This window comes from Pseudomonas sp. J380 (genome assembly GCF_009827115.1).
Taxonomy (GTDB): domain Bacteria; phylum Pseudomonadota; class Gammaproteobacteria; order Pseudomonadales; family Pseudomonadaceae; genus Aquipseudomonas; species Aquipseudomonas paracarnis.
In genome coordinates, this window is record NZ_CP043060.1 from 1472675 (window position 1) to 1484652 (window position 11978).

Genomic DNA, 11978 nt, shown 5'->3' on the forward strand with positions numbered 1-11978 from the left:
CCACGTCTTGTTTTTATAGGGTTGGTATCAGCGGTAGGCCACGTAAACGTCGCTTAGCAGGTCGGCGGCCTGGGGCTTGGGATCGGTTTTGGCCAGGCGCACGGCGTCTTCGATCAACTGAGCCACTTCACCGTCGATGCGCTCGAACTGCGCTGCGTCCAGCCAGCCTTCGGCATGGCAGCGCTGACGGAACAAGGCCAGGCAATCGGCGCTTTCGCGCAGGTTTTTCACTTCGTCAGCGCCGCGATAGGTTTGCGCATCGCCCTCGAAGTGCCCGTAGAAACGGCTCAGCTTGACCTCGACCAGTGTCGGCCCGTCGCCTTGGCGCGCCCGCTCCACAGCAACGCCGAGCGCTTCATGCACAGCGAAAAAATCATTGCCGTCGACGATCACCCCCGGCATACCAAACCCGGCGGCGCGCTCGGCGATGTCTTTGCATGCCACCGACCAACCGGCGCCAGTGGCCTCGGCATAACCGTTGTTTTCGGCGACAAACAGACACGGCAGCTGCATGATCGACGCCAGGTTCATCGCTTCGAACACGGCACCTTCGTTGGAGCCACCGTCGCCAAAAAACGCCACTGCCACGCCCTGGCTCCCCTTGAGTTTGGCAGCCAGCGCCGCCCCCGCGGCCAACGGTGCGCCGGCACCGACAATGCCGTTGGCGCCGAGCATGCCTTTCTCCTGGTCGGCGATGTGCATGGAGCCGCCCTTGCCGCCACACACGCCGGTTTTCTTGCCATAGATTTCGGCCATCATGCCGAACACGTCGACGCCCTTGGCGATGCAGTGTCCGTGGCCGCGGTGGTTGGACGCGATGCAATCATCGTCATTGAGATGCGCCATGACACCAGCGGCGCAGGCTTCCTGGCCGGCATACAGGTGAACGAAACCGGGGATCTCGCCGGTGGCGAACTCCACATGCAGGCGTTCTTCGAAATCGCGGATGGTGCGCATCACGGTGTAGGCATGCAGTAACTGATCGGTGCACAGGTGGGTGGACATCTTGTTGTTCTCCAGGTTGTCTCGACGCACAAAAGACTGGCTGCAGCCAGTGCCAAGCTGTTCAGCACAGCTTGTGCCAACCGTCGAAAAAACCTGGCAAAGCCTTGATCCAGAGCCGCGCCACACAGCGATGCCCAGGCAAGTGGTCGGCTAAATGTGAGACGCAACCACGCAGTTCGACCCTTGAGTCTCAGCGGCATGAGACGCAGCGTCTCAATGCAGGCGTTGGTCAGGGTGCCCTTGTCCGTAGGCGCACATGCGCGCTTAATGACGCGCATAACAACAAAGCTTGAGAACCGGAGGCTTTATGCTCGCCATGAACTCCAGGGAGCATGTCGACTGTGTCAGCCGCGTGGTCCGCAATGCCGAGCGCCTGCCCCAGGCGCCCGTACCGTCGCTGATCTTCGATTCGTGGCGGCGGTCCATGGAGCAACACCGCCTGGACCCCGGCTCCCTGCAAGGTCCACGTATCCTCAGCGAACCCTTGCTCAAGGAGTGCCGCGAGCGCGCCGAGCTGTTCATGCGCATCGCCGGCGAAGAAGTCGCACAGTTGCACCATCGCGTGCGCCATGCCGACTACTGCGTGATGCTCACCGACGCCCAGGGCCAGACCATTGATCACCGTGTCGATGCGAACATTCGCACCGACTGCCGCAAGGCCGGTCTTTACCTGGGCACCTGCTGGTCGGAAGCCGAGGAAGGCACCTGCGGCGTGGCCACGGTGCTGACCAGTAAAACAGCGGTGACGGTGCACAAGCGTGATCACTTTCGCGCAGCGTTTATCGGCCTGACGTGTTCGGCTGCGCCCATCTTCGACCCGCAGGGCCACCTGCTGGGTGTGCTGGATGTCTCGGCGCTCAAGTCGCCGGATGACCGCGGCAGCCAGCACCTGATACGGCAGATGGTGGCGCAGAGCGCCCAGGCCATCGAAAACGCTTTTTTCATGCACAGCGCCCGGCAGCACTGGGTGTTACAAGCCCATAGCACTCCAGGCTTTGTCGACAGCCAACCCGACCTGCTGCTGGCCTGGGACCAGGACGGACGTCTGCACGCCTTGAACAGCAAGGCGCGTCAAGCCCTGCGCTTGCGCTTTGGCCAGCTGCCTGAGCATATCGGCGAAGTGTTCGATGTGGATGCATTGCGTGCAGCCACTGATCAGTCAACCCGGCAGTTGCACTGGCTGGGCAAGCCCGACGCGGTACACGTGAGGGTCAATGCACCCCGACGCCCCTCGGTTCGGGCGCTGCCAGAGACTCAAGTCGACCCGCGGATCCAGGAGCACCTGCGCTTGGCTGCGCGGGTCAAGGACCGCAACCTGCCCGTGCTGGTGCAAGGTGAAACCGGCGTCGGCAAAGAAGTCTTCGCCCGCCAGTTGCATGAGCACAGCACGCGCCGGGACGGGCCGTTTGTGGCGGTGAACTGCGCGGCGATTCCCGAAAGCCTGATTGAAAGCGAGCTGTTCGGCTATTCGCCCGGCGCCTTCACCGGAGCGTCCAGCAAAGGCATGAGCGGGCTGCTACTGAAAGCCGACGGCGGTACGTTGTTCCTCGACGAAATCGGCGATATGCCGCTGGCGTTGCAGACACGGTTGCTGAGGGTGCTGGCCGAGGGTGAAGTCGCGCCGTTGGGCGCAGCGAAAACCCGCGTGGTGAACATTCAGGTGATCTGCGCCAGCCACCGCGATTTGGCGGCGCTGGTCAGCGCGGGCCGATTCCGTGAAGACCTGTACTTTCGCCTGGGTTGTGCGCGTTTCTGCCTGCCACCGTTGCGCGAACGCACCGATAAGCTGGCCCTGATCAATCGGCTGTTGGAGCAAGAGGCGCGTAACAGTGGCGTGTCGTTGGGCATCGGCCAGGCCGCACTGCAATTGCTGCTGGGTTATGCGTGGCCGGGCAATGTGCGGCAACTGCGGCATGTGCTGGCGTACGCCTGTGCGGTGTGCGAAGGGACTACGCTGCAAGTGGCGGATTTGCCGATTGATATCCGGGGCGAGCAGCCTCAAGGGCTGGCCGAACAGAGCGCCAGCCCCGAGCGTCAAATGGTTCTGGATGCGTTGATTCGCCATCGCTGGAAACCCTCACCTGCGGCACAGGCCCTGGGGATTTCAAGGGCAACCCTGTACCGACGCGTGAACCAGCTGGGTATTGATATGCCCGGCAAAACCCACTGATACAAGGGGTCGACACCCACGCAGGCGAGTCGACCCACGCTGTCAGCGGTAGACCAGGCCACCGTCGATCAACGGCGCCTGCCCGGTCATATAATCTGCGTCCGGGCCTGCCAGAAATGCCACAAACCCCGCCACATCCTCCGGCGTTTGCGCACGGCCCAAGGCGATGCCATCCACGTACTGCTTGTAGGTTGCGCCCACCTGCGCCCCGGTAATCTCGGCCATGCGCTTGTCGATCTCAACCCACATATCGGTGCCCACCACACCGGGGCAATAGGCGTTTACCGTGATACCCGCGCTCGCCAGTTCCTTGGCCGCCGCCTGGGTCAAGGCGCGCACCGCGAATTTGCTCGCCGAGTAGACCCCTAACAACGCAAAGCCTTCATGCCCTGCGATTGAACAAGCATTGATGATCTTGCCCTTCTGCTTGAGCGCCTTGAATTTGTTGGCGGCCGCCTGGATCCCCCAAAGCACGCCCTTGACGTTGATATCCAGGGTGCGCTCGACCTGCTGCGGGCTGACATCGAGCAATGAGTCGATCTGCGCCACTCCGGCGTTATTGACGATGATGTCGAATCCGCCCAGCGTATGGTGGGCATGCTCTACCGCAGCCGTCACCTGTTCGCGTCTGGATACATCAGCGATGAACACAGAGGCTTTGCGGCCGGTGGCGACGATTTCGGCGGCCACGGCGTTGAGCTTGGCGCCGTCAATGTCCACCAACGCGACATCGGCGCCGTCCTGTGCAAGGCGCATGGCAATAGCCCGGCCTATGCCCTGCCCGGCGCCGGTGACCAGCGCGACTTTACCTGCGATACCCATGACAATCTCCTGAAACGATGAGGGGAGCCTTGTCTATCGCAAGCCGGCGCCTGGCTGTCGAGCCGCAACAGGATCGGCATCGGAGCTGAGACGGGTTGTCTCGCCGTGCGAACCTTGCGCGAAAGCTTGTAAAAGGCCGCGCTTATGCCTAGCTTAGGCGCCCCCCGCCCAGCGCTTTAAGGCCTTTACCCATGGTTTTGCGTTTTCGCCCCGTCGTCACTTCACGTTTCGCCCTCGGCCTGTTGCTCAGTGGCGGCATCGGCAGCAGCCTGGCCGCCGAGATCGAGTTGCCGACGGTAAAGGTCCAGGGCCAGGATGAGTCGGGCTACCGCAGTGAAACCGCGTCGGTGGGCGGCTTTGATGAAGCGCCGCTGTTGGACACCCCCGCCTCGATCACCGTGATCAACGCCGCGCTGATCAAGGACCAGCAGGCACGCTTGCTCAGTGAAGTGCTGCGCAACGATGCCTCGGTGGGCGACAGTTACGCGCCCATCGGCTATTACGAAAACTTCGTGGTGCGCGGCTTCTCGCTCAATGCAGCCAGCAGCTACAAGATCAATGGGCGCACCATCACCGGCGAGCAGAACGTGGCGCTGGAAAACAAGCAGCAGGTGGAAGTGTTCAAGGGCCTGGCCGGTTTGCAGAGCGGTATTTCCGAGCCCAGCGGGGTGATCAATTACGTGACCAAACGCCCCCAGGATGTGCGCTCGGTGACGGTGTCCACCGATGATCGTGGCAGTGGTTACATCGCCACCGATGTCGGCGGCTGGTTTGGCAGCGAGCAGCAGTTCGGCCTGCGCGCCAACGTCGCCCATGAAGACCTCAATTCCTATGTGGAACACGCCAACGGCCAGCGCGATTTCGTGTCCCTGGCCTTTGACTGGAACATCAGCCCCGACGCCGTGCTGCAACTGGACGCCGAATACCAGAACAAGCAACAGCGTTCGGTACCGGGGTATCAACTGCTGGGCGGCACCGAAGTGCCCCACGGTGCTTCACCGAAGAAGCTGTTGGGGCACCAGACGGGCGGCAAGCAGGTCGGGATTGATTCGCTGAACCTCAACGGCAAGTTCGAGTACCGTTTCAGCGATCAATGGAAAGGCAGTGTCAGCGCGGCGCGTAGCAAGGTGGTGATTGATGACTACAGCTCGTTTGCCTGGGGTTGCTATGGTTCAGCCAGTTGCAGTTCCGCAAGCGTGCCGAACTACTTCAGCCCCGAAGGCAACTACGACGTCTACGACTACCGCAGCCCGGATGACACTCGCCGCGACGATGAAATCCAGGCGGCCATGACCGGCCTCTTCGACACCGCCGGCATCGGCCATGAACTGACCTTTGGCAGCAGCGCGTTTCGCCGAGTGATCGACAAACGCAAGTCGGTCAATGAATTCATCGGCACCGCCAATACCAACGAAGAGGTGCCGAGCTTTCCCCCGACCGACAAGCCGTTGAACGACAGCCACCGCAACCTCGACAGCCGCCAGTACGGGCTGTTCGTCACCGACCGCATCCGCTTCAACGAGCACTGGCAAACCCTCCTCGGCGGCCGTGAAGTGCGCCTGGACGAAAAAGCCTTCGACAGCGTCACCGGCAACCAGACGCGCCACACCCAACAGTACGTGTTCCTGCCCCAGGCCTCGTTGATCTACAAGCCAGTGGACAACGTTTCGCTGTACACCAGCTACAGCAAGGGCCTGTCCCTGGGCGGCACCGCGCCGTGGTTTGCAAGCAATGCCGATGAAACACTCGCCCCCACCGTCTCGCGCCAGATCGAAGCCGGGGTGAAATACGACTGGCGCCGTATCAGCTTCGCCGCCGCTGTATTCCAGACGCGCCAGGCTTACCAGTACGCCAAGCCCGAAGGTGGCACGTTCAACTACGTGCAGCAGGGCCAGCAAAAAAACACCGGCATTGAATTGTCCGCCAACGGCTGGGCCACCGACCGTCTGCAGATCGCCACCAGCGTGGCCGCGATCCGAGCGCGGGTGAGCGGCAGCGGCACGCCGGAATACGAAGGCCACCAGGCGATCAACGTGCCCAAGCTGCGCGCCAGCGTGTACGCCGACTACGCCCTGCCCTGGGTCAACGGCCTGGCGGTATTGGGCGGCGTGCAATACAGCGCCAAGAAGTCTGCCAATCGCACCGGCAACGTGGAAGTGGGCGACTACGCGGTGGTCAACGTCGGTAGCCGCTACACCACCAAGGTCGATGGCTACGAGACCGTGTTTCGCCTGAGCGTCGATAACCTGTTCGACAAGCGCTACTGGCGCGACGCCGGCGAATACATGGGCGATGACTACCTGTTCCAGGGCGCACCGCTGACGGCGCGCCTGAGTGCTTCAGTAAACTTCTGAACCCCCGACTCTGTGGCGAGGGAGCTTGCTCCCGCTGGGGTGCGAAGCGCCCCCCAAAATCCGGCTCCAGCTTCGCTGTCGAGCGGGAGCAAGCTCCCTCGCCACAAAAAGCAGCAACTCTCCGATCGTTACTTGGGCATCTTGCGAAAGCCCACCGCCAGGCGGTTCCAGCTGTTGATGGTGGCGATGGCGACGCTCAGGTCGACTTGCTCCTGTGGGCTGAACTGCGCAGCCAAGGCGTTGAAGTCTTCGTCGGGGGCGTGGGTGTGGCTGAGCAGGGTCAGGCTTTCGGCCCAGGCCAGGGCAGCACGCTCGCGCGGCGTGAAGAACGGGGTTTCACGCCAGGCCGACAGGGTGTACAGGCGCCGCTCGGTTTCGCCGCCCTTGCGTGCATCGGCGGTGTGCATGTCCAGGCAGAACGCGCAGCCGTTGATCTGCGAAACGCGCAGGCGCACCAGTTCCAGCAGTGGCAGTTCGATGGAAAGTTTGCCGACCGCCGCTTCCAGGGCGAGCATGGCTTTCATGGCGTCTGGGGAAGCGGTGTAGAAATCGGTACGGGTTTGCATGGTGAATCTCCAGAACGTTGGGATAGGTGCGCAGAGTAGTCAGCGCAGCGTTCTGGAGAAATAGCCAATCCGGGCGAAGAACAGGTGACCAATCTACAGGCCGCGGTTCCTCAGCCACTGGATGAAGCCCTTCTTGACCGGTACCACGGGCGCGTCTTCGGTCAGGGCCTGGGCGGCATGGCGGCGGAAGTCCAGCAGCGCCTTCATGGCTTCGCCGATATCATGCCGGGCGTCCAGGCACGGCTTGAGGTATTCATTTTCGATGCGGTAGAGTGTGCAGTAGGTCTTGGCCGAAAAATCCGCCAGCGCCGCCTGGTCGGAGAGAATGCCGGACTCACCGATCACCTCCCCAGGGCCCATGCGCCCAGCCTCGAACTTGTGCCCGTCCTTGATCAACAGCACCGAGACCACGCCGGACTCGATGATAAACAGGTGATCGCTGACCTCCCCCGCCGCCAGGATCATTTCGCCGGCGCGGTAGGTGTGCAGGGTCATGTTCTGGCTGAAGGTGTCTTTTTCTTCCTGGCGCAAGGTCGAGAAGATCGACGAGCGCTCCAGCAAGGCACGGGCGCCAGACACCGCAGGCGGCGTGCTGCCTTCGGTGGCGGACAACAGCCCCACGCCCGCCGCCTGCAAATGCCGGTAGGCCAGGTCGTAAAGCTGGTTGCGGGTTTCGCGCTTGAGGCCCATGGCCGGCACAAAGCCGCTGATCTCATATTCCACGCCACTGCCGGTGGACGCCTTGAACGCGACGCTGGGCGCCGGCTGGGCCAGCAACGGCCGGCAGCCCTGCATCGCACGCTCCAGCGCTTCGATCACGGTTTGCGGGCGCGCATGGGGGCTGACTTGCAGGCTGACCGCCAGGCCGAACATGTCTGCCGGGCGCGAAAAGTTGATGATCTTGGCCTTGGCCGCCAGGGAGTTGGGGATCACCGCCAGGCTGCCCTGGGAGGTTTGCAGGCGCGTGGCGCGCCAGTCGATATCGGTGACACGGCCTTCGGTGCCGTCGATGGAGATCCAGTCATCGATCTGGTAAGGCTTGGTGGTATTGAGGACGATCCCGGAAAACACATCGCTCAGGGTGCTTTGCAAGGCCAGGCCGACGATGATCGCCACGGCGCCGGAGGTGGCCAGCACGCCCTTGACCGGCAGGTCGAGCACGTAGGCCATGGCGGCGATGATCGCAATGAGGAAAATCACTGCGCCCATCAGGTCCTGCAACAAACGCCCGGTATGGCCGACCCGCTGCATCATCACCGCGCCGAGCAATACCGTGAGGGTGCGCGCGGCGAACAACCACCAGCCGATCTGCAGCGCCGTGGCGGCCAGATGCAAGGTGGTGTCATCGGCATAGGGCGCCGCTTGCATGGGGTTCATGCCGTCGTTGAACAACACGGCACTGAACACCGCGAAAATCACCAGCCGCGCTGCGAGTTTCCAGTTAGCCAGGTTGGCGGAAATAAGGCGCCACACGGCGATGTCGATCAGGATCAACGCCACGGCGCACAGCATCGGGTGATCAGCGATAAATGAGGGCATCCAGGCGACTCCAGGGCGAATGCCGAGAAGATCGCATGAAATCAGAAACCTGGAAACAAAATGTAGGAGCTGGCTTGCCTGCGATGCAAACACCGCGGTGTATCAGCTACACCAGGGTGATGCTATCGCAGGCAAGCCAGCTCCCACAGGAGGTTGCGGTGAACCGTCAGGCGTGCATCTGCCCGAATTTGCCCGACTGAAAGTCGGCAAATGCCTGGTGAATCTCCTGCTCGGTGTTCATCACGAACGGACCGTGGCCGACGATGGGCTCGTCGATGGGTTCGCCGCTGAGCAGCAGCACCTTGGCGTCGTCGTTGGACTCCAGGGTCAGTTGCTTACCGTCGCGCTCGAACAGCGCCAATTGCCCCTGGCGTGCGACCTCCTCGCCATTGATCAACAACGTGCCGCTGAGCACCACCAAGGCGGTGTTACGCCCGGCGTGCAGGTCCAGCGTGACCGCTTTACCGGCGTTGAGGCGCAAGTCCCATACGTCTATCGGCGTGAAGGTGCGGGCCGGGCCTTGAGTACCGGCAAATTTCCCGGCGATCAGCCGCAGGTGGCCGGCGTCGTTTGCCAATGGCAGCACCGGAATGTCGCCATCGACGATGGTCTGGTAACCGGCATCCGCCATTTTGTCCTTGGCCGGCAGGTTGACCCACAGTTGCACCATCTCCAGTACGCCGCCACTACGGGCGAAGTCTTGGGAGTGAAACTCTTCGTGCAGGATCCCTTTGGCTGCGGTCATCCATTGCACATCGCCCGGGCCGATTTTGCCGCCGGCACCGGTAGAATCGCGGTGCTCGACTTCGCCGTCGTAGACGATGGTCACGGTTTCAAAACCGCGATGCGGGTGCTGGCCGACGCCGCGACGTTGTTCAGTCGGGGTGAATTCGGCTGGACCTGCGTGATCCAGCAACAGGAATGGGCTGATGTGCTTGCCCATGGTGTCGTAGGAAAACAGCGTGCGTACCGGGAAGCCGTCGCCGACCCAGTGGGCGCGGGGGCTGGTGTAGATACCAATCAGCTTTTTCATGGTGTACCTCCAAAGTGAGTACACCTTAAATCGCCTCACCCTTGAGCACTAGCCGGTAAAAATGGCCCTGATCGTTCTATATATAGGACAGCGTTTTAACCTGGCGTTGGCGCAGCAGTTGAAAGGCAACCAGTGCCGACAGTGCAAACCCGGCCTGGATAACGATCATCGGCGCGGCACTGCCATCGCGTAACTGGCTCAGCAACAACCCGCTGCACGTGGCGCCGAACATCTGTGCAAATCCCATGAGCCCGGCGGCTAAACCCGCACGATGCGCATTGGGCATCACGGCCCCGGTAACGGAACCGGGCAGCACCAGGCCGCCGCCGAGCGTGACCAGGGCGATGGGAATATCCAGCCCTACTACCGACAACCCGAACACTCCGTAAATCGCCAGGGCTGCCACCCCGCCCACCGCCACCATCGTCACACCCATCGCCACAATGCGCTGCGGCCCCAGGCGCTGAATGTTACGCCGGGTATAAGTGGAGCCGACGATCAGCATCGACACAATCAGCCCGAAGTTGAGCCCGTATTCAAGGCTGCTGAACCCCAGCAGATTGATAAACACCGCCGATGAACCCGCGATCACCGCAAACATCGCGCCATAGGTACACGCCAGGGCCACCGCGTAAGCACGGTACTGGCGCCCCTTGAGCAGATCCAGATACTGCCCGCCGAGGGTGCGCCAGTGTGCGGCCCTGGGATCGAGGTGATGATTGCTCTCGCGAAAGAACAGCAGCGCCAGCAATAACACCAGGCTACCGATCACCAACGCCAGGGCGATGGGCGCACGCCACCCCAGTAATTTGATCAGTAAGCCCCCTGCTATCGGCGCAACGACGATGGCATACAACATGCCGATCATCGTCAGCGCCAGGGCCGGGCCTGCCTCGGCTTTCCACACATCGCGCACCACGGTGCGCGCTAGTACCAGCGCGGCGCACGCGCCCAGGCCTTGCAACACCCGGGCGGCGATAAACTGCTGGATGTCGGTGACCAGCAGCATCGCCAGCGTCGCCACTACGTAGAGCGTCAGGCCCCCGATCAAGACTGGCCGCCGGCCGATGCGATCCGACAGCGGCCCGAACAGTAGCTGCCCCAGGCCAAACGCAGCAACGAATGCCGACAGCGCCATCAGTGCCGAGCCTTGCGGCGCCTGCAGCGCGTGCTCGATGGCACCCAGGCCGGGGATGATCAGTTGCGTCGAGACTTCACCCAATGCGGTGAGGGCAACCAGCAAGAACAGCAAGCTGCGTGAGGGTGCCGGGGCGTTTGCCATGGGGAGTATCCGGGGGCTGGATTAATTTATATTTCGACCATAATATGAGCGAAAAATTATGTCCATAATTTTTTGCCCTATGGTCACCCTGGAGTTCGTCATGCCCCCTCTCCCCCTGCGCCTTCTCACGCCACTGGCTCTGCTGGTGGTCCTCAGTGGTTGTAACAGCAAGGCCGACAGCGCCGCCCAGGCGCCCACATCGCGCCCGGTGCTGGCCGCCACAGTCGAAGCAGCCGGCACCCAGCAAAGCGCCTATACCGGCGTGGTGGCGGCACGCACTGAAAGCGACCTGGGCTTTCGGGTCAGCGGCAAGGTGATCGAGCGCAAGGTCGACCCCGGCCAGCACGTCTCCCGTGGTGACACCCTGTTGGTGCTGGACATCGGCGACTTCGAACTGGCGCTTCGCTCGGCCAAGAACCGCGTCAACGCCGCCCAGGCCCAACTGCGCCAGCGTCGTGACGATGAAAACCGCTACCAGCGCCTGGCCAGCACCGGCGCGGTGTCGCGGCAGATATTCGACCAGTCGGCCACCAACCTGCGCGTCGCCCAGGCCGAACTGGCCGCAGCGCAATCGGATGCCAGCCAGATCGAAAACCGTCGCACTTATTCGGTACTCAAGGCCGATGGCGACGGCATCATCACCGACGTGCTGGCCGATCGCGGCCAAGTGGTGGCCGAAGGGCAAATCGTGGCGCGCCTGGCCCATGACGGCGCCCGCGAAGCCATCGTCAACCTGCCGGAGAACCGGCGTGACCTGGCCGCGCAAAAAGCCCTGGCGTTTCCCTTTGGCGCAGCGGACCAGGCCGTGACCGCCACCCTGCGTGAACTGTCCGCCAGCGCCGACCCGGTCACCCGCACCTACCGCGCACGTTACGTGCTGCAGGGTTCGGTCGAGCGTTTCGCCCTCGGCTCCACCATCACCGTGCGCCTGCAAGGCAACGGCCAGCCCCTGCAAACCCGCGTGCCGATTGGCGCCTTGCAGGATGCGGGGCAAGGCACGGGCGTCTGGCTGATTGGCGATGATCAAAAGATCAGCTTTGCCCCGGTGAAGGTCGCCGGCCTCGGCCAAGAAGACGCCTTGCTCGACAGCGGCGTAACACCCGGCCAAACCATCGTCGCCCTCGGCGCTCACCTGCTGCACAGCGGCGATACGGTGCGCTTGCTGCCCGCCCAGGCGCTGGCCCTCAACCGTGAGCAGGATCAATGA

At 62.6% G+C, this 11978-nt stretch carries 9 protein-coding genes; 3 read left to right on the top strand and 6 right to left on the bottom strand.

Annotated elements, in window-relative coordinates:
- Window positions 1-27: 27 nt before the first annotated feature.
- A complete protein-coding gene (locus tag FXO12_RS06640; RefSeq protein WP_057977155.1) occupies window positions 28-1005 on the bottom strand; it encodes a thiamine pyrophosphate-dependent dehydrogenase E1 component subunit alpha in 978 nt (325 codons plus the stop codon).
- Window positions 1006-1312: 307 nt separating this feature from the next.
- Here FXO12_RS06640 and FXO12_RS06645 point away from each other — a divergent pair, with 307 nt between their 5' ends.
- Window positions 1313-3175, top strand: coding sequence for a sigma-54-dependent Fis family transcriptional regulator (locus tag FXO12_RS06645; RefSeq protein WP_054896573.1), 1863 nt, complete (start codon window positions 1313-1315; stop codon window positions 3173-3175).
- Window positions 3176-3217: 42 nt separating this feature from the next.
- Here the strand turns inward: FXO12_RS06645 and FXO12_RS06650 are convergent, their stop codons facing one another.
- On the bottom strand, window positions 3218-3997 hold the full coding sequence (locus tag FXO12_RS06650; protein WP_054896574.1) for an acetoin reductase: 780 nt from the start codon (window positions 3995-3997) through the stop codon (window positions 3218-3220).
- 191 nt (window positions 3998-4188) lie between these two features.
- On the opposite strand from FXO12_RS06650, the gene FXO12_RS06655 reads away from it, so the two are divergent.
- Window positions 4189-6351 (top strand): TonB-dependent siderophore receptor, encoded by a 2163-nt coding sequence (locus FXO12_RS06655; RefSeq protein WP_054918621.1) that lies wholly within the window; start codon window positions 4189-4191, stop codon window positions 6349-6351.
- Between the two features lie 128 nt (window positions 6352-6479).
- Here the strand turns inward: FXO12_RS06655 and FXO12_RS06660 are convergent, their stop codons facing one another.
- The 4 genes from FXO12_RS06660 to FXO12_RS06675 form a co-directional block, all read right to left on the bottom strand.
- The gene (locus tag FXO12_RS06660) at window positions 6480-6917 is read right to left on the bottom strand and encodes a carboxymuconolactone decarboxylase family protein (RefSeq protein ID WP_054896576.1); all 438 of its coding nucleotides are present in this window, start codon (window positions 6915-6917) and stop codon (window positions 6480-6482) included.
- Between the two features lie 93 nt (window positions 6918-7010).
- Window positions 7011-8456, bottom strand: coding sequence for a mechanosensitive ion channel family protein (locus FXO12_RS06665; RefSeq protein WP_057977153.1), 1446 nt, complete (start codon window positions 8454-8456; stop codon window positions 7011-7013).
- 166 nt (window positions 8457-8622) lie between these two features.
- The gene (locus tag FXO12_RS06670) at window positions 8623-9489 is read right to left on the bottom strand and encodes a pirin family protein (protein ID WP_057977150.1); all 867 of its coding nucleotides are present in this window, start codon (window positions 9487-9489) and stop codon (window positions 8623-8625) included.
- Between the two features lie 76 nt (window positions 9490-9565).
- On the bottom strand, window positions 9566-10771 hold the full coding sequence (locus FXO12_RS06675) for a multidrug effflux MFS transporter (RefSeq protein WP_054918624.1): 1206 nt from the start codon (window positions 10769-10771) through the stop codon (window positions 9566-9568).
- A gap of 100 nt (window positions 10772-10871) precedes the next feature.
- Here FXO12_RS06675 and FXO12_RS06680 point away from each other — a divergent pair, with 100 nt between their 5' ends.
- A complete protein-coding gene (locus FXO12_RS06680; RefSeq protein WP_057977191.1) occupies window positions 10872-11978 on the top strand; it encodes an efflux RND transporter periplasmic adaptor subunit in 1107 nt (368 codons plus the stop codon).

Coding starts and splice junctions, on each gene's coding strand:
- FXO12_RS06640 (WP_057977155.1), bottom strand. CDS start 1,005: ATGTCCACCCACCTGTGCACCGATCAGTTACTGCATGCCTACACCGTG.
- FXO12_RS06645 (WP_054896573.1), top strand. CDS start 1,313: ATGCTCGCCATGAACTCCAGGGAGCATGTCGACTGTGTCAGCCGCGTG.
- FXO12_RS06650 (WP_054896574.1), bottom strand. CDS start 3,997: ATGGGTATCGCAGGTAAAGTCGCGCTGGTCACCGGCGCCGGGCAGGGC.
- FXO12_RS06655 (WP_054918621.1), top strand. CDS start 4,189: ATGGTTTTGCGTTTTCGCCCCGTCGTCACTTCACGTTTCGCCCTCGGC.
- FXO12_RS06660 (WP_054896576.1), bottom strand. CDS start 6,917: ATGCAAACCCGTACCGATTTCTACACCGCTTCCCCAGACGCCATGAAA.
- FXO12_RS06665 (WP_057977153.1), bottom strand. CDS start 8,456: ATGCCCTCATTTATCGCTGATCACCCGATGCTGTGCGCCGTGGCGTTG.
- FXO12_RS06670 (WP_057977150.1), bottom strand. CDS start 9,489: ATGAAAAAGCTGATTGGTATCTACACCAGCCCCCGCGCCCACTGGGTC.
- FXO12_RS06675 (WP_054918624.1), bottom strand. CDS start 10,771: ATGGCAAACGCCCCGGCACCCTCACGCAGCTTGCTGTTCTTGCTGGTT.
- FXO12_RS06680 (WP_057977191.1), top strand. CDS start 10,872: ATGCCCCCTCTCCCCCTGCGCCTTCTCACGCCACTGGCTCTGCTGGTG.